Genomic DNA, 16,349 nt, shown 5'->3' with positions numbered 1-16,349 from the left:
ATGGCCAGCATGACCGCCGAGGAGATGCTGTCGATCGAGGAGCGCTATCCCCAGGTGTTCCGGCGGCCGCTGTACAAGCGCTTCGCCCCGCTCTTCCTGTTCGTCGGCATCCTGACGTACCTCATCTATGTCCTGTGGTTCTTCAGCCTGCCGCAAGTGCTGCGGGAATCGCACTGGGAGCGTCTGCCGCTGTTCCTGACGCAATGGATCAGCTACGATTTGCAGCCAGAGTTCCGCCTCGACCAGCCTGAGATCACGCCAAAATACCCGCGCTTTTCCGCGCTTGGCGAGAACCCCAACCCCGACTGGGTGATCAAGAACCCGGACGGCACCTTCACCGTGCTGATCGACGGCCCGGCGAAATCCGTCACCTTCGACAAGGCGCAGGCGACGATCGTGGCCAACGGCCAGACCGTGCCGGTTTCGCTGACCAGCGGCAAGCCGGTGATCACGGGCCCGGTGCCGGACTGGATCACCGCGCATGACGACGAGGTGGTCGCCAAGATGGGCTTCGTCGGCGAGGTGCGCGTCACCGTCGACCGCGTCAAGGTGCGCAAGCGTTTCCTCGGCTGGGCGAATTTCGTCTTCGACACGCGCTCGCCCTTCTTCGGCAAATCAGCGTCAGAAGTGGTCTCTCTGATCGTATCCGGGCCTGAGCTGAAACCGGGCACCTCGAACCTGGCGCTGGCCGGCAACAACATCTGGAACAACGCCCAGTGGCAGCATGGCGACGTCTGGACGAAGCTTTTGCAGACCATCGTCATGGCGTTTCTGGGCACGCTGCTCGGCGGGATCGTCGCCTTCCCGCTCGCCTTCTTCGCCGCCCGCAACATCACGCCGAGCGGCGCCCTCAGCCAGGTGCTGAAGCGCTTCTTCGACTTCATGCGTTCGGTCGACATGCTGATCTGGGCGCTGTTCTTCACCCGCGCCTTCGGCCCCGGACCTCTGGCCGGCAGTGCCGCGATCTTCTTCACCGAGATCGGCACGCTCGGCAAAACCTATTCCGAGGCGCTGGAGAACATCGACGACAAACCGCGCGAAGGCGTGCTGTCGACCGGCGCCAACGGCCTCCTGGTGCAGCGCTACGGCGTGATGCCGGAAGTGATACCCGTCTTCATCAGCCAGACGCTCTACCAGTGGGAATCCAACACCCGCGGCGCCACCATCATCGGCGCCGTCGGCGCCGGCGGCATCGGCCTGAAGCTGTGGGAAGCGATGCGCACCAACTCCAACTGGGCCAACGTCTTCTACATGGTGCTGCTGATCCTGCTGGTCGTCTTCATCTTCGACAACATCTCGAACTTCCTGCGCCGCCGGCTGAGCCGCACCATCCACGACTACAACAGGATCCAGGCCGAGCAGGGGTAACCTTGTGACGCATAAGCGCGGGCGTCGTATAGTGCCGCGCCAAGGGTCGACCCCCACTCCGTCGAGCTGCGCTCGACACCTCTCCCCCGATCGACGGGGTGGAGGAAAGGCACGAGTTTGCCACCCTTGGCTCCTTTCCTCTCCCTCCGGAGGGGGGAGAGCGACTATCTGGGGTGTCAAGTTGCATTTGCGAACTCAGTTCTCGCGTCGCGTGCTTTTGCATTGAGGATGACGAGAAGTTTTCTGGCGAGTGCGATGCGGATGAGCATTTTGGGCTTTCCCGCCTGCTGCAACCGTTGAGCGAACGCTTTGAGGTGGGGATCGAACTTGGCCACGATGGCCGCGACGACGAAGAGGATGCCGCGCGGCCCAGCACGTCCGCCGCGCACATGCCTGTTGCCGGCGCGCCTGCCGCTGTCGTTGGCGATGGGGGCGAGGCCCGCCAGCTTGGCGATGGCTTTGTTGGAGATGAGGCCGATCTCGGGCTGTTCGGCCATCAGGCGGGCAACGGTGCGGCCAGCCACACCCTTGAGCGAACGAAAGGCCGACCCCAGCTTGGCCCACAGCGGATCGTCGTCGATCATGGAGGCGATCTCGCCTTCCAGGCGCCGCTGCTCGCGCTTGAGGAAGGCCAACATGGCCTCGATGCTGGCGCATGCCTCTGCATCGGGTGCAGCACTTTTGCGCTGCTTGTTGATGGTGGTATCGCCAACAACCTGGCAAAGCCGCCCGACCAGCGCAGCAAGGCGCTGCTGGGAGTTGCYGGGCGGTGGCGTCGGGACGATCTTCTTGACTGCGCCGTAATGGGCAATGACAGCAGCGTCGATCCGGTCGGTCTTCTCCAGATAGCCCATCGCCTCGGCGAAGCGGCGCACGCTTCTGGCATTGACCAGGGCGCATGGCATGCCATGCGCCCACAAAAGCATGAAGCCAAGCCGCTCATACTCCACAAATGATCCTGTTCACGGTAACCTGCCTTGTACGTACGGTTGGAACCAAGCGACTTTTCGGTCGTGCGTGACGAAGGCGAAGATCCCAAGCTCTCCCGCGGTTGTAACCTCAGGTGGTACGGGCGACTTCGCCAAGCCAAGGTCCGGCTGGCCGGCCGGACCTTGGCTCAATCGCTTCAATCCCACGAAATCTCTCTCGTGTAGATACAAGGTGGCTCGGCGAAGCCGAGACGGAGTGGGGGCCGACCAGCGCAGCATAGGACAATGCATGGCCAAGCTCATGCGGTAGCCACGTCCGTGAAGGACAGAGAACGGGTCACGGCTTTACTGCGTCACCTTGGTGTCGATCGCCTTCTGCAGGTCGGAAAGCTCGTCGCAGCCGGCGGGGCACAGCTTTTGCAGCGACGCCAGTTGCTCCTTGGCCTTGGCCATGTCGCCGGTCTCGACATAGAGCTCGCCCAGATATTCGCGGGCGGCCTTATGGTCGGGCTTCAGCTCCAGCGCCTTGTTGTAGTAGGTCAGCGCAGTGGTGAAGTCGCCGGTTTTGCGCAGCGTGAAGCCGAGCAGATTGTAGACGTCGGCCTGCTGGTTGTCTTGCGCAAGGTCACGCAGATCGGCCAGCGCGCCCTTGTAGTCCTTGGCGGCGATCTTGGCCTGGACGGCGGTGAGGTCGGGCGCGTCAGCGCCCTCGATATCGTCGACCGCATAGGCCGGCATGATCGTTGCGACGGGAACCACGGTCAGCACGGCAATGGCGCCGAGCAGGCCGTAGAGGGCGTGCTTGCCCAGGAAGGATTGTTTCATTGTCTTTCTCGCTTGGTCGGAGTTACCCGTTCAAATCTGAACGGGAGAGAAGCCGTAGGCATTGCCGTCTTTCACGAAGACGCCGGTGCCGGGGAACGGGAAGTGCGAACCGGAAATGCGGATGTTGTCCGCGATCACCCGGTCGATGATCTTGTGGCGGGTGGCAATCGCGGTGGGTCCATCCTGGTCGTAAGCGCCCTGCCACTCCGGATGCGGCGCCAGAAGGGCGGGCACATACATGGTGTCGGCCGAGATCATCAGCTGTTCCTTGCCGGAATTGGCGAGGTAGACCGAATGGCCGGGCGTATGGCCAGGCGCGGCGATGATCTGGATGCCGGGTGCGACTTCGGCACCGTCCTGAACCAGCTTCCAGTTCTTCCATTTCGGAAAGTTTTCGGCGATGCGCTTGCCCGCCGGCTTGCGGCCCTCGGGCAGCTTGGCCAGACGGCTGGGGTCGGTCCACCAATTGTATTCGGTGGTGTTGACGATCAGCTCGGCATTGGGGAACACCGGCGTGTTGGTGCCCTTCTCCATCAGGCCCCAGACATGGTCGGGGTGGAAATGCGAGATCATGATGGTGTCGATCGCCTTGTAGTCGATGCCGGCGGCGGCCATGTTGGCCGGCAGATGCGTGGCATTGGCCTGCCACTGGCCGACGCCGGAGCCCGCATCCATCATGATCAGTTTGCCGCCCATCTTGAGCACGACGACGGTGAGCGGAATGGGCATGAAGTCGGTCGGCAGCCCCGCCTTGGCGAGTGCAGCCTTGGTGTCGTCGACGGAAACATCCTTGATGAAGGCCGGGTCGTGCGGCTTCTTCCAGATGCCGTCATAGATGGCGGTCACCTCGATGTCGCCGACCGTGTATTTGTAGAAGCCGACGGTCGGCTCCACCGGGGTCTCGGCGAAAGCGGGGCGGGTGAACTCAAGTTTGCCGGCGAGGCCGAAGGCGGCAGCGGCGGCGGCGGATTGAAGCACTGTGCGGCGTGTCATGCTGAACATGGTGGTCTCCTGTGGGTTGCGTGGCGGAAGGAGTGACGGAGGGCCACGCCACATGGCCCCCCGTCCTGATTGCGGACCGGGTCGGGACCTCGAGGGTGTCCCGACCCCTGAATTCAGTTTCCCCAGATGCCCTGGCCTGATTCATCCGCATCAGATTTCATCGTCGCCTGGGCACTGTGCCGGACCATGTCCGGCTTGCGGATCGAGGCGGTGTAGCTGTTGTCGATGGTGGCTGCCGTCGGGTTGGCGTTGTCGGCGCCGAAATGGTCGCTGCCGGCAAAGGCAGCACTCGAGGCAAGCACCATCGCAGCCACGCTGAGAGCGAGCTTGGTCATTTCTAAAAATCCTTGTTCGTTTCTTCGGGTCGCGGGCCGCTGAATGGCCCCGCTGAAGTGAAGACCCGGCAGGGCCACGCTTTATTCCCGGACGGTATGAGATTTTTTTGAAAGGGCGGAATTTGGGGCGGCGGGCTCCCGGAAAAGGCCGACTAGAGAGAGTCTAGGAAGAGCCCTCAGACACACTTCAGAAACAATATTCAACAGTTCGGAAAAACTGGCGAAAAGATCGGATGGCATAAGCATCCCTCAACGGCCGGGAATCGGTCGCCGCACGCGCGCATATCAGTCAGATGCAGCGGCGGCGCAGCCGGCAAGACCTGCCAAGCGGCGACATGAACAGCCTGGCAATGCGCGGCCAGGACGGGAAAGTTTGGAAATGGATTACGGTATCGATATCGCCGCATTGGACAGGGACGCGGCAAGGCCGGGCAGAGAGCCCGAAACGGGCGACGTGCAGCCGAAAACCGGTTCCGCAATGGTCGCGCGCGCCCAGATCCTGACGGGCGCCGACTTCGCCCGGGCAGGTCAGCCCGACGAGCGGCTGGACAAGGTCTTCGAGCAGCTCGCAGAGACATTCGCCACCTTGCCTGCGGTGATCTCCGACGGACGTAGCTGGACCTATGAGGAACTGGACAGCCGCGCCAACCAGTTCGCCCGTGTGCTGATCAAGCGCGGCGTGCGGCCGGGCCACCGGGTCGGGCTCATTCTCGACCGGTCGGCGGAAACCTATGTCGCCGTGCTCGCCGTTGTGAAGGCAGGCGCCGCCTTCGTGCCGCTGGCCACCGCCTTTCCGCAAGAGCGCATGGCGCTCATCATCGAAGACGCCTCAGTCAGCCTGATCGTCACCATCGCCACCTATGCCTCGCGCGCCGACCAGCTGCCGGTTCCCCATGTGCTGATCGACAGCGCTGCCGCCGAAATCTCCAAACAGTCCGGCGCGCCGCTGAAGCCGCACAAGGCCCCCACTGCCGGCGAAGACATCTGCTACATCCTCTACACTTCTGGCACGACCGGCAGGCCGAAGGGCGTGGCTGTCCGGCACCAGAGCTTCGTCAACTTCATCCGCGTCGCCGCCGCATCCTACGGCTACAGACCGGGCGACCGCGTCTACCAGGGCATGACCATCGCCTTCGACTTTTCCTCCGAAGAGATCTGGGTGCCCTTCGTCGCCGGCGCGACCGTGGTGCCGGCACCCGGCCAGATGCCTCTGGTGGGCGAGGAGCTCGCCGATTTCCTGCGCCAGCACAGCATCACTTGCATGGCCTGCAGCCCGACCCTTTTGTCGTCGATGACATCTGATGTGCCCAGCCTGCGCACGCTCCTGGTCGGCGGCGAGGCCTGCCCGCACAATCTGGTGGTGCGCTGGTCGAAGCCGGGGCGGCAGATCCTCAACACCTATGGCCCGACAGAGGCGACCGTCACGGCGACGATGGGCGCGCTGACGCCGGACAAGCCCGTCACCATCGGCGCGCCGCTGCCCACCTATTCCATCGTCATTCTCGACCCTTCGCTGCCGGAGCTGGCCGAACCTGGCGAACTGGGCGAGATCGGCATCGCCGGCATCGGGCTCGCAGTCGGCTATCTCAACAGGCAAGACCTGACGGACCAGAAATTCATCCCCGATTTCCTCGGCCTGCCGAACAATCCGTCGCAGCGCATCTACCGCACCGGCGACCTTGGCCGGATCAACGGCGATGGCGAGATCGAATATGCCGGGCGCATCGACACCCAGGTGAAGATCCGCGGCTATCGCATCGAGCTCGGCGAGATCGAGGCGGTGCTGCTGGACCAGCCGGAGATCGCGCAAGCTGCCGTCACCACCTGGGAGATCGAGCCCGGCCGCGTCGAACTGGTCGCCTATTACGCGCGCAAGGCCGGCCAGCCGGCGCTGTCGCGCGCCGACATCGCCCAGACGATGAAGCGCCGCCTGCCGGATTACATGGTGCCCTCCTATCTGGAGGAACTGCCCGCGATCCCGATGACGGTCTCCAACAAGGTCGACCTTCGCCAGCTGCCGAAGCCGACAAGCGTGCGGCTTTCCGCCGACCGCACCATGGTTGCGCCCGGCAATGACGACGAGCGCTTCCTGGCCGAGGCGCTGGCCGCGTTGCTGAAATTCGAAGACGTGTCGGTCGAGGACAATTTCTTCGACGATCTCGGCGCCAACTCGCTGTTGATGGCGCATTTCTGCGCCCGCGTGCGCACCCGCAAGGAATGGGCGACGACGTCCATGCGCGACATCTATCTCTACCCGACGGTCGCGCGCCTGGCCAAGCATCTGAGCGTAGCTGAAGAGATGACGACGGCCACCAACGAGCCTGTCCTCACCCGCCGGGCATCGAACTTTGCCTACTGGACCTGCGGCATGGCGCAGTTGCTGTTCTATGGGGTCTACAGCTATGTGGCGCTGTGGGCGATCAACATCGGCCTCAACTGGATGTATGACGCGCTCGACGATCCGCTGCAGCTCTATATCAGGTGCGTGGCGCTCTCCTCCGGCGTCTTCTTCGGCATGACGGGCTTTGCCGTCCTGGCGAAATGGGTGCTCGTCGGCCGCTGGAAGGCCGAGGCGTTCCCGATCTGGGGCCTGCGTTACTACCGCTTCTGGGTGGTCAAGACATTGATCCGCACCGCCCCGGTCGTGTTGTTCCGCGGCAGCCCGCTCTACAGCTTCTACCTGCAGCTGCTGGGAACCAGGATCGGCAAGAACGCCGTCATCGAATCCCGGTCCGTGCCCGTCTGCACGGACCTCATCTCGATTGGCGCCAACACCATCCTGCGCAAGGAATCGCTGATCCTCGGCTTTCGGGCGCAGTCCGGCTATATCCATATGGGTCCGCTGACCATCGGTCGCGATGCCTTCGTCGGCGTCGGCTCGACGCTCGACATCGACACGTCGATCGGCGACGGCGGCCAGCTCGGCCATTCGTCCTCGCTGCAGCGCGGGCAAAGCATCCCGGACGGCGAACACTGGCATGGGTCGCCGGCCGTGCCGACCACGGCGGACTACTGCAAGGTGCGCAACGAGAACGCTTCCGACGTCAGGCGCTTCCTCTTCGAAGCGGTGCAGCTGATCGGGTTGTTTGCCGTCGTCATCCCGCTGCCGCTGCTGTTCCACAGCTATTGGGAGAATGTCGGCGACGACTATCAGGAAACGATCGGCCTGGTCGCGATCGGCACCACGGTCACGCTCTTCGGCTATATCGCCGTGGCTTTTCTCGCCGCGACGCTGCTGCCGCGCCTGCTCAGCCTGGTGCTGAAGCCAGGCCGCACCTACGCGCTCTACGGTTTCCGCTACTGGCTGCAGGCCGCCACCGAATTCTCGAGCAATTCGCGTGTGCTGGGGCTGTTGTTCGGTGACAGCTCGGCGATCGTCTATTACATGCGCGCCATCGGCTGGAACCTCAACAAGGTGGTGCAGACCGGCTCCAATTTCGGCTCCAACCAGCAGCACGAAAACCCGCTCCTGTGCGAGATTGGCAGCGAGACCATGGTGTCGGACGGCCTGTTCATGATCAACATGCACAAGTCGGCCTCCGCGTTCCGTCTCGAGCCGACGCGCATTGGTGAACGCAACTATCTCGGCAACAACATCTACTATCCGCCGGATGGGCGCACGGGCGACAACGTCCTGCTCGGCACCAAGGTGATGATCCCGATCGATGGGCTGCTGCGCGAGAATGTCGGGCTCCTGGGTTCGCCTGCGTTTGAAATCCCGCGCATGGTCAACCGCGACAAGGAACTCATCGCCGGCGTCGACGAGGCCGACCGCCGCAAGCGCATCCCGTTCAAGAACCGCCACAATCTGGTGACGATCCTGCTGTTCTTGGCAACGCAATGGGTCATGCTGTTCGCCACGCTGGCGATCTGGGACCGGGCACTGAACTACTACACCGAATGGGCGGAGGTCGCTCTCTTCGTCGCCGTGCTCCTGACCTCGGCGATCACCATCCCGTTCTACATCTTTGTCGAGCGGGCAAGCCTTGGCTTTCGCAGGCTGAAGCCGCGGATCACGACGATCTACGACGTCGACTTCTGGCGTCACGAACGCCACTGGAAGCTGGCGGATTCGCCGATCGTGAACCTGTTTGGCGGCACGCCGTTCCGGCCGATGATCCTGCGCCTGCTCGGCGTCAAGGTCGGCAAGCGCGTCTATGACGGTGGAGCCAACCTCACCGAACGCTCGCTGGTCGAGATCGGCGATGACGCCACGCTCAACGAGGGCTGCGTCATCCAGGCTCACTCGCTGGAGGAAGGCGCGTTCAAGTCCGACTACATCCGCATCGGCAAGGGCTGCACGCTCGGACCGTCGGCGTTTGTCCATTACGGCGTCGTGATGGGTGAAGGATCGGTGGCCGATACCGATTCCTTCGTGATGAAGGGTGAAGAGCTGGAGCCCTACTCCATCTGGCGCGGCAACCCGGCCAAGCTGCATCGCTTCGTCATCCCGGTCACGGAAGACGGCGCCAAGGCGTCGGCTTGAAGGCCGCAGAAGTCCGCCTTGCTCCCGTGACCGAGGCCAACCGGGCCCTGGTCGCAGCGCTGGAACTGGCCCCGCAGCAGATGGATTTCGTCGCTGGCAATGCGGAGTCCCTGGAGGAGGCTGAATCCGACGAGGACGCCCGGCCGCGCGTGGTGATGGCCGGGGATCGTGTCGTCGGTTTCCTGATGTACGACGCACCGGAAGATGACGACGAGGCGCGCATCTACCGCTTCATGATCGACCGCGCCAGCCAGGGCAAGGGCTATGGCAAGGCCGCGCTGCGCGAGGTGCTGGACGAAATCAGAAGCCTCGGCCACATCAGGCACGTCTCGATCTGCTATGAACCGGAGAATGAAGCGGCACGCCAGCTCTACCGCGCCGCCGGTTTCGTCGAAGAAGGGCTCGACGAGGATGGAGAAATGATCGCCGACCTCGTCCTGCCAAGGGATGACCGTTGACGCGACCGCCCTCCCCTGAAGCCGCGCTGACCGAGGCGATGGCGGCAATAGCGCCCCCAGGTGTCCGGACCGGATGCCGGCTGATAGGCGACGCGGACGAGGCCCATCTGCTGCCCGAAGAGGCGCGTTCCATCCCCGCGCGCCAGCCGGCCATGCGGCGCGCCAGCGGTGCCGCCCGCTGGGTCGCGCACCGACTTCTGGCCGATATCGGCATCGCGAATGTCGCCATCCCGCGCGCGCCGTCCGGTGCCCCGGTCTGGCCGGACGGGATAATCGGTTCGCTCGCCCATGACGATGACATGGCCGTGGCGGCGGTCGCGCCTGTCGGCCGTATCGTCTCCCTCGGCATCGATGTCGAGCCCGCACAGCCCCTGCCGGATGATATTTTCGCGATCGTTGCAACCGGCGCGGATCGGACCGGCGCGGCGGACCGGCGGCTTGCCGGCCGCATCCTGTTTTGCGCCAAGGAAGCGGTCTACAAGGCGGCCTATCCGCTCGACCGCGAGATACTGGGCTACGAAGATATCGCCGTCGACCTCGACGCGGGCCGCGCGACGACGAAGACCGGCCGCAAGGTCAGGCTCGCATATTGCGTTGCCCCGCGGGTGGTCGTCCTGGCGTTTGTCGGCGAATAGCGCGCCGCCCTATTCGCTCACAATCTCCCGATAGGTCCTCACCGCACCGTCCAGCCCGCGTATCCGCCATGTCTCCCCATCGCGTCCCTCGACAGGACACGGCCCGAGCGGCACCTTGCCGCCGCCTTCCGGCAGGTCGAGCACATAGACCGGGTTGCAGATGCCGGACAGCCGCGCCCTCAGCGCTTCGACCAGCGCCTGGCCCTCGGCAATCGTCGTGCGCCGGTGCGCCATGCCGCGCGCGAGGTCGCCATGGTGCAGGTAATAGGGTTTTACCCCCAGCCGATACATCAGCTCGCGGCAGAGCTCTTCCAGCACCTCGACGCTGTCATTGACGCCTTTGAGCAGAACGCTCTGGTTGAGCAGCACGAAGCCCGCTTGCCGCATCGTTCGGCAGGCCGCCTCGGCAGCATCGGTGATCTCGCGCGCGTGGTTGAAATGGGTGACGACGGTGACCATCAGCCGGCCCTGCAGCGCCGCGACCAGCCCCGAAGTGATGCGGGACGGCAGCGCCACCGGCACGCGCGTGTGGATGCGCAAGAGCCGCACATGCTGGATCGCCTCGATGCGCGCGACGATCTCGGCCAACGCCTTGTCGGGCAGTGACAGCGGGTCGCCGCCGGTCAGGATCACCTCGCGGATTTCGGGATGATCCGCGATATAGGCCAGCGCCGGCTCCAGCGCCTCGCGCGTATAGCCGCGACCTATAGAGGTCAGCGACTCCTTGCGGAAGCAGAACCGGCAATAGACCGCGCATTGATAGGTCGGAAACAGCAGCACCCGGTCGGCATGGCGATGCGTCAGCCGGGGCACCGGGCTGAAGTCATGGTCGGCGATCGGATCGCCAAGCTCGCCCTCCGTCTCCACCAATTCGTCTGGCGACGGGATGACTTGCGCGCGGATCGGATCGGCGGGATCGTTCCAGTCGATCAGGTCGAGATAGGCTTTCGGCGCCCGCACCTTGTGGAGCGTAGCGGCAGCTTGCGCGGCCGCGCGCTCGGCTGGCGACAGCGGCAGGGCGGCAAGATCGCGCACATGGCGCACACCCTGGCGGACATCGTCCTGCCAGTCGGCGTCGGGGGCGCGGGTTGCATCTTTTAGGTCGGTCATTGGCGGCCTCGGGCTGTTCGCGCGGACCTATCGGCCGGATGGGCGGTTGGGTCAACCACTGTGGCAACGCCAATTGCGCCCGCCGCACTCTACGGCGCCCCCCTCTGTCCTGCCGGACATCTTCCCCTCGAGGGGGAGATTGGCAGTTTTGGCGCCGGCTCTCCCCCTTGGAGACATTGGAGATTGGCGAAGGCCGTCGCGACATCGATCTCCCCCCTTGTGGGGGAGATGTCCGGCAGGACAGAGGGGGGCGCCGTAGCGCATCAGCCTTTGCCAGCGTCCAACCTTCACGCCGTACGCCCGGCCTTTGCCACCATCGCCACAAAAGCACTCTCAATCGTCTCAAACCTCAGCTCCGGATAAAGCGCCCCCGCCTCGGGTGTGTTCGTCTCAAGCGCGGTCTCGCCACGGATCCAGAACGCCCGCAGCAACCCAAGGCCGGGCGCTGCCGCGATCATCGCCTCCAGTTCCTCGGCGCTCATGTTCACGATGCACGGCGAGCGGCCGCTGACCCGGCGCCACAGTTCGATCATCACACTCTGCGTGATCCTGTTCTGCGCGATGCGGATTTCGTGTCGCACGGCATTGGGATCCTCCAGCGCGCGCATGGTGACGGCAGCGATGTCCCTTTCGCTGACGAAGGTCGCCGACACATTGCCGTCGCCATAGAGCGTCACCTCGTCCGGCGGCAGGGAGGCCGAGCCGAAGCGTGTCAGGTCGCCGAGCGTCGCCACCCAGGTCGAGAAGAAGCCGTTGGTATAGATCACCGTATAGGGCAGATCAGCCTCCCTGACCGCGTCGAAGACGGCTCTCTTTATGTCGAGCGGCGCGATCGAGCCGGGTGCGGCGGCGGCAAAGTCGAGGCCGAAGCCGGCGGAGGGCACGAAGCGGGAGACGCCGACATCTTTCACGGCGCGCACCAGCGTCATTTCGCTGGCCGAACCGACATGCACCGAGCTGATGACGCGATCGGCCTTGCCGACGGCGCGCACAAGGCTGTCATAGTCGTCGAGATCACCGACATGCACCGTGGCGCCCAATTCCTTGAGCGGACGCATCCGCGCTTCGTTGGCTGAAGTCGCCGGCCGGACAAGCACATGGACGCCGTCGCCATTATGCGCGCTGGCCTTCGCCATCTCGCTGCCCAGAAGCCCCGTCGCGCCGATGATCAGGGTGCTGGTCATATCCTCCTCCCATTACCAAGAATGGAACCGTCCCAGTCGCGCTCCAGGCCGATATCCTGCAGACGACGGTCGGAAAGGCGGGAAATACGGCGCAGCACGCGCCGACGCTCGAATGCTGCGGTACTGCGCATGGCAAGGCCGCTCATCGCGGCGCCAATGGGTCCAAGGGTTAAGGTCATCGTCCGTCTCCTGTTTCGTTAGGCGCAAGCGTGCCGGTGTCGCCCCAATGGAGCGAGCATGATGATTGCTCACACTATGTCTGGGTCGTGGGGGCGCATCGACGGATGGAAACTAGATGTCTGTGCGCCGGTACGTCCTGATACTGGGCATTTCCGGGCTGGACGACAAACGACTCTTTGTGCATGATTTGTGAGCAACGCTCACAGGTCAAGATCATGCCGCGCAGACTGCCGCCCCTCACCGCTTTGCCCGCTTTCGACGCCGCAGCCCGGCACTTAAGTTTCACCAGGGCAGCGGAAGAGCTCAACCTCACCCATGGCGCGGTCAGCCGCGCTATCCGCAACATAGAGGACAGGCTGGGCATCCAGCTTTTCGATCGCGGGACACGATCCGTGCGCCTGACTGCCGTCGGTGCTGCCTACGCGGTCGAGGTCGGCAAGGCGCTCGACCAGATCGCCGCCGCAACCATCGTCGCCACGCCCGACCGCTCGACGCGCATCCTCAACGTCAGCACATCCGACGGCTTCGCCGGCCGCTGGCTGGTGCCGCGGCTGCATCGCTTCCACCGCGCCAATGCCGATATCGACGTGCGGCTGGCGACCTCGGGCGTGCTGGCCGATTTCGTCAGCGACGGCATTGACATCGCCATCCGCTACGGCAAGGGCGGCTACACCGGCGTGACGGCGGAATTTCTCGCCGATGAGGAGGTCTTCCCCGTCTGCAGCCCGGAGTTGATGCAAGGTGACCATCCGCTGCGCCAACCCAGGGATCTCAGGCATCACAAGCTTATCCATGACGCCTTTCGCATCGACTGGGCGACATGGTTGCGAGAGGCAGGCGTCGACGGCATCGACCCCAAACGCGGCGTGCGCTTCGATTCCGCCACCTTCGCCGTCGAGGCCGCCGTGCATGGCGAAGGCGTGCTGCTAGGCCGCAGTGCGCTGGTCTCGGCCGATCTCGCGTCAGGGCGGCTGGTGCGCCCCTTCGACCTCGCGCTGAAATCGGCGGCCAGCTACTACCTCGTCTATCCCGAAGGCGCGCTGCGCCAGAAAAAAGTCAGGGCGTTTCGCGACTGGCTGTTTGCCGAGGTGGCGGCTGACTGGGTCGGCATGCCCGGGAAGGACTGAGGCGGAAAGTCCCGCCCACCTATGTTGCCAAGGCGGCCGCCATGTCGCGCACCAGTTTTGCTTTCCATTTCAGGCGGACAGCCGGCGTCGCGCCGCTGACCTACCTGACGCAATGGCGCATGCATCTGGCCGAGCGCGCTCTGCGCGAGGAAGACACGCCCGTGGCGGTGCTGGCCCGCTCCCCTCGGCTACACCTCGGAAAGCGCCTTCAGGCGCGCCACCGGCACCGCGCCCAAGCGCTATCGGACCGCAGGGAAAGCCGAACGCTGGAGGATACGGAGGCGCAGTCGTTGAGCCTGGTGTCTTGAGACTTCGCATGCAGCCAAACTTTGCAGCGCCGCGCTGCCCCCCACCCCGCTGCTTCGCAGCGACCCTCCCCACAAGGGGGAGGGTGAGGAAGCGCTTCATCCACCCGTGCAACAGTGTTCTTATGGGGACGCGGAAAACTGGGCTCCCCACCTCCCCCTTGTGGGGAGGTCGGACCGAAGGTCCGGGTGGGGGTGCTGGCGCAACCCTTGCAGAACTTGTTTCCCTCCCCCTGCGGGTCGTAGGCAAGCGCGAGCAAGACAGGTGGACAGCCCGGGGCTGTCCACCTGGCCCCCGCCTGATGCATGTCGCCCCAAAGGGGGCATCGGTTTTCAGGGAACCGACATGCAGGCCCGCGGACAGAGTGGACGTTGGCGTCCGCGGCGGCCAGTCGTCATATGACGGGTATCAGCCCGGAGCGGCTAGTCCTTGGCGCGATAGGCTTCCGGTATGACGAACACCTCGTCGGCGCGGCCATAGCCGCCGTCAGCGACTTCCTCGATCAGCACCATCGTGGTGGCGCGCGCGACCTCGCCGAAAAAGTCGACGAACATGGCTGTGGTCCGATGGATGAGGTCTTCCTTCTGCGCCCTTGAGAGTGCGGCCTGCGGTACTTTGATGTTGGCGAACGGCATGGTTGTATTCCTTCTGTTTGAGATTGGATTTCAGGCTTTGGGATGGAGCAGGTCGGCAAGGCCGATCCGTTCCAGCAACTGCGCACGCACGCGGGCGGCAACGCCGTTGACGATCACGGCGCCATCGTCGGAGGGGTCGATATGGACGCGCAGCGGACGGCTTCCGTGCGGCATGGCGACGAGGTCGACGATTGCTCCCGCAACCTCGGCCGGATCGGCATCCGCCGGCTCAAGCGACGCCAGCCCCTTCAGCGCCTGCTGATCGGCACCGGCATAGGGACCGGACCAATAGGCGTCAGCGCGCTCCGCGTCGGCCGGCGCCGCCGCATGGTGGAAATGCTCGGTGCCCTTGGTGAAGGCGCCCGGCACGACGATCGTCGTTTCGATGCCGAAGCGGGCGAGTTCCAGCGCATAGCTCTGCGCCAGCGCGTCCATGCCGGCCTTGGCGGCGAAATAGGGCGCCAGGAACGGCGGCGTGCCGCCGCGCGTGCTGCTCGAACCGACCCAGATCATCTGCGCCCGGCCGAGAGACCGCATATGCGGCAGGGCGGCACGGTTGACGCGCTGCGTGCCGACGACGTTGACGTCATAGAGCTGCGCCAGTTGTTCGGGCGAGAACGCCTCGGCCGGCCCGAACCCCATATGCCCGGCATTGTGGATCAGCACGTCGAGCTGGCCGGCCTCAGTGACGATCTGCTGGATCGCCGCCTGCGCCGAGGCGTCGGAGGTGACGTCGAGCGCAATGGTCTTCAGCGCCACGCCCTCGTCACGAGCGAACTTTTCCATTTCGGCTACCGCCGCGCCACGTGCCGAGGGGTCGCGCATCGAGGCATAGACCGTGTGGCCCGCCCTTGCGAGCGCCCGCGCCGTCATGGCGCCGAAGCCTGAGGAAGCGCCGGTGATCAAGATTGTCTGTTGCATGTCAGTCTCCTTCAGAGAACGCCGCCATTGGCGCGGATGATTTGTCCATTGACCCAGCCACTGTCCGGCCCGGCCAGGAACGCGACCACGCCGGCAATGTCGTCGGGTTGGCCGAGCCGGCCGAGCGGGATCATCTTGGCCGTAGCCTCGATCTGCGCCGCGCTCTTGCCATCCGTGAACAGCGCGGTTTCGACCGGTCCGGGTGCCACCGCATTGACGGTGACGCGGCGTGCGCCAAGCTCCTTGGCCAGGATGTGCGTCATCGCCTCGACGGCCGCCTTGGTGGCGGCATAGACGCCGTAGCCCGGCTGATAGAGACCGACGACGCTCGAGGAGAAATTGACGATGCGGCCGCCATCGCGAAGGCGTTTTGCCCCTTCGCGCATGCCACGGAACACACCGCCGAGATTGATCGCCACCTGGGTGTCGAACGCGGCGTCGTCGGTCGCGGCGATCGGCGAAAGCTTCATGATGCCGGCATTGTTGACGAGGATGTCGACACCGCCGAACGCCTTCTCGCCGGCGTCGAACAGTGACGCGATGCCTGTGGGATCGGCGATGTCGGCCTGCACGGCGATCGCCTTGCCGCCTTCGGCTTCGATCGCGCTGACGACCGCTTCGGCCTCGGCACGGCCCCGTGCATAGTTGACGACGACGGCGACGCCGTCGCGGGCGAGCCGCTGTGCGATCGCCGCGCCGATGCCCTTGGAGGCGCCGGTCACGATCGCGATTCTGATTGGATTGCCCGTACTTGTCTGCTGGTTTGTCATGGAAGTCTCTCCGTGTTGTTGATGACACGGATATAGCCGTTGCCATCTTCCGGATAATCAGCCGCCTCTTGACATCAC

General features: G+C 64.5%; 14 protein-coding genes and 2 pseudogenes. 6 read left to right on the top strand and 10 right to left on the bottom strand.

Annotated features, from left to right (window positions below; translation table 11 throughout):
* Entirely contained in the window at nucleotides 1–1,368 is a 1,368-nt protein-coding gene (phnE, locus tag AC1D05_RS30835) for a phosphonate ABC transporter, permease protein PhnE (protein WP_477446041.1), read from the top strand.
* A 176-nt stretch (nucleotides 1,369–1,544) separates the two neighbouring features.
* On the opposite strand, the pseudogene AC1D05_RS30830 reads toward phnE, so the two are convergent.
* From AC1D05_RS30830 to AC1D05_RS30815, 4 genes and pseudogenes are all read right to left on the bottom strand, one after another.
* Nucleotides 1,545–2,312: pseudogene (locus AC1D05_RS30830) on the bottom strand (transposase); the annotation flags it as partial.
* Nucleotides 2,313–2,642: 330 nt separating this feature from the next.
* Entirely contained in the window at nucleotides 2,643–3,122 is a 480-nt protein-coding gene (locus AC1D05_RS30825) for a tetratricopeptide repeat protein (protein WP_477446039.1), read from the bottom strand.
* A 30-nt stretch (nucleotides 3,123–3,152) separates the two neighbouring features.
* Nucleotides 3,153–4,124, bottom strand: coding sequence for an MBL fold metallo-hydrolase (locus tag AC1D05_RS30820; RefSeq protein WP_477446037.1), 972 nt, complete (start codon nucleotides 4,122–4,124; stop codon nucleotides 3,153–3,155).
* 113 nt (nucleotides 4,125–4,237) lie between these two features.
* Nucleotides 4,238–4,459: a DUF680 domain-containing protein gene (locus tag AC1D05_RS30815; protein ID WP_477446035.1), complete on the bottom strand. Its 222-nt coding sequence runs from the start codon at nucleotides 4,457–4,459 to the stop codon at nucleotides 4,238–4,240.
* Between the two features lie 379 nt (nucleotides 4,460–4,838).
* Here AC1D05_RS30815 and AC1D05_RS30810 point away from each other — a divergent pair, with 379 nt between their 5' ends.
* Genes AC1D05_RS30810 through AC1D05_RS30800 form a run of 3 tightly spaced genes read left to right on the top strand, consistent with a single transcriptional unit; the run spans nucleotide 4,839 to nucleotide 10,038 of the window.
* Nucleotides 4,839–8,945, top strand: a complete 4,107-nt coding sequence (locus AC1D05_RS30810) for a Pls/PosA family non-ribosomal peptide synthetase (protein ID WP_477446033.1) — start codon at nucleotides 4,839–4,841, stop codon at nucleotides 8,943–8,945.
* Nucleotides 8,942–9,403: a GNAT family N-acetyltransferase gene (locus tag AC1D05_RS30805; RefSeq protein ID WP_477446031.1), complete on the top strand. Its 462-nt coding sequence runs from the start codon at nucleotides 8,942–8,944 to the stop codon at nucleotides 9,401–9,403. The genes AC1D05_RS30810 and AC1D05_RS30805 overlap by 4 nt, the downstream gene beginning before the upstream one ends.
* A complete protein-coding gene (locus AC1D05_RS30800; protein WP_477446029.1) occupies nucleotides 9,400–10,038 on the top strand; it encodes a 4'-phosphopantetheinyl transferase family protein in 639 nt (212 codons plus the stop codon). Before AC1D05_RS30805 ends, AC1D05_RS30800 begins: the two co-directional genes overlap by 4 nt.
* Before the next feature lie 9 nt (nucleotides 10,039–10,047).
* On the opposite strand, the gene AC1D05_RS30795 is transcribed toward AC1D05_RS30800, so the two are convergent.
* From AC1D05_RS30795 to AC1D05_RS30785, 3 genes are all read right to left on the bottom strand, one after another.
* Nucleotides 10,048–11,148, bottom strand: a complete 1,101-nt coding sequence (locus tag AC1D05_RS30795) for a KamA family radical SAM protein (RefSeq protein WP_477446027.1) — start codon at nucleotides 11,146–11,148, stop codon at nucleotides 10,048–10,050.
* Between the two features lie 287 nt (nucleotides 11,149–11,435).
* Entirely contained in the window at nucleotides 11,436–12,332 is an 897-nt protein-coding gene (locus tag AC1D05_RS30790; protein ID WP_477446025.1) for an NmrA family NAD(P)-binding protein, read from the bottom strand.
* A complete protein-coding gene (locus AC1D05_RS30785) occupies nucleotides 12,329–12,511 on the bottom strand; it encodes a DUF1127 domain-containing protein (RefSeq protein ID WP_477446023.1) in 183 nt (60 codons plus the stop codon). Before AC1D05_RS30785 ends, AC1D05_RS30790 begins: the two co-directional genes overlap by 4 nt.
* A 216-nt stretch (nucleotides 12,512–12,727) precedes the next feature.
* Here AC1D05_RS30785 and AC1D05_RS30780 point away from each other — a divergent pair, with 216 nt between their 5' ends.
* Both AC1D05_RS30780 and AC1D05_RS30775 read left to right on the top strand, forming a co-directional pair.
* Nucleotides 12,728–13,639, top strand: a complete 912-nt coding sequence (locus AC1D05_RS30780; protein WP_477446021.1) for a transcriptional regulator GcvA — start codon at nucleotides 12,728–12,730, stop codon at nucleotides 13,637–13,639.
* Nucleotides 13,640–13,662: 23 nt separating this feature from the next.
* Nucleotides 13,663–13,947, top strand: a pseudogene (locus AC1D05_RS30775) (helix-turn-helix transcriptional regulator); the annotation flags it as partial.
* Nucleotides 13,948–14,367: 420 nt separating this feature from the next.
* Here the strand turns inward: AC1D05_RS30775 and AC1D05_RS30770 are convergent.
* Genes AC1D05_RS30770 through AC1D05_RS30760 form a run of 3 tightly spaced genes read right to left on the bottom strand, consistent with a single transcriptional unit; the run spans nucleotide 14,368 to nucleotide 16,271 of the window.
* Complete coding sequence (locus AC1D05_RS30770) at nucleotides 14,368–14,580, bottom strand: tautomerase family protein (RefSeq protein ID WP_477446019.1); 213 nt, start codon at nucleotides 14,578–14,580, stop codon at nucleotides 14,368–14,370.
* 30 nt (nucleotides 14,581–14,610) lie between these two features.
* Nucleotides 14,611–15,501, bottom strand: a complete 891-nt coding sequence (locus tag AC1D05_RS30765; protein ID WP_477446017.1) for an SDR family oxidoreductase — start codon at nucleotides 15,499–15,501, stop codon at nucleotides 14,611–14,613.
* Nucleotides 15,502–15,512: 11 nt separating this feature from the next.
* Nucleotides 15,513–16,271, bottom strand: coding sequence for an SDR family oxidoreductase (locus AC1D05_RS30760; RefSeq protein ID WP_477446016.1), 759 nt, complete (start codon nucleotides 16,269–16,271; stop codon nucleotides 15,513–15,515).
* Between the last annotated feature and the right edge of the window lie 78 nt (nucleotides 16,272–16,349).

This window comes from Mesorhizobium sp. P2_E9, assembly GCF_056403815.1.
This window is presented reverse-complemented; position numbering and strand designations above follow the sequence as displayed.

What these genes read in the sequence shown, in the direction of transcription:
- AC1D05_RS30815 (WP_477446035.1), bottom strand. Translation starts at nt 4,459, where the DNA reads ATGACCAAGCTCGCTCTCAGCGTGGCTGCGATGGTGCTTGCCTCGAGT.
- AC1D05_RS30760 (WP_477446016.1), bottom strand. Translation starts at nt 16,271, where the DNA reads ATGACAAACCAGCAGACAAGTACGGGCAATCCAATCAGAATCGCGATC.
- AC1D05_RS30790 (WP_477446025.1), bottom strand. Translation starts at nt 12,332, where the DNA reads ATGACCAGCACCCTGATCATCGGCGCGACGGGGCTTCTGGGCAGCGAG.
- AC1D05_RS30820 (WP_477446037.1), bottom strand. Translation starts at nt 4,124, where the DNA reads ATGTTCAGCATGACACGCCGCACAGTGCTTCAATCCGCCGCCGCCGCT.
- AC1D05_RS30770 (WP_477446019.1), bottom strand. Translation starts at nt 14,580, where the DNA reads ATGCCGTTCGCCAACATCAAAGTACCGCAGGCCGCACTCTCAAGGGCG.
- AC1D05_RS30780 (WP_477446021.1), top strand. Translation starts at nt 12,728, where the DNA reads ATGCCGCGCAGACTGCCGCCCCTCACCGCTTTGCCCGCTTTCGACGCC.
- AC1D05_RS30765 (WP_477446017.1), bottom strand. Translation starts at nt 15,501, where the DNA reads ATGCAACAGACAATCTTGATCACCGGCGCTTCCTCAGGCTTCGGCGCC.
- AC1D05_RS30825 (WP_477446039.1), bottom strand. Translation starts at nt 3,122, where the DNA reads ATGAAACAATCCTTCCTGGGCAAGCACGCCCTCTACGGCCTGCTCGGC.
- AC1D05_RS30795 (WP_477446027.1), bottom strand. Translation starts at nt 11,148, where the DNA reads ATGACCGACCTAAAAGATGCAACCCGCGCCCCCGACGCCGACTGGCAG.
- AC1D05_RS30785 (WP_477446023.1), bottom strand. Translation starts at nt 12,511, where the DNA reads ATGACCTTAACCCTTGGACCCATTGGCGCCGCGATGAGCGGCCTTGCC.
- AC1D05_RS30810 (WP_477446033.1), top strand. Translation starts at nt 4,839, where the DNA reads ATGGATTACGGTATCGATATCGCCGCATTGGACAGGGACGCGGCAAGG.
- phnE (WP_477446041.1), top strand. Translation starts at nt 1, where the DNA reads ATGGCCAGCATGACCGCCGAGGAGATGCTGTCGATCGAGGAGCGCTAT.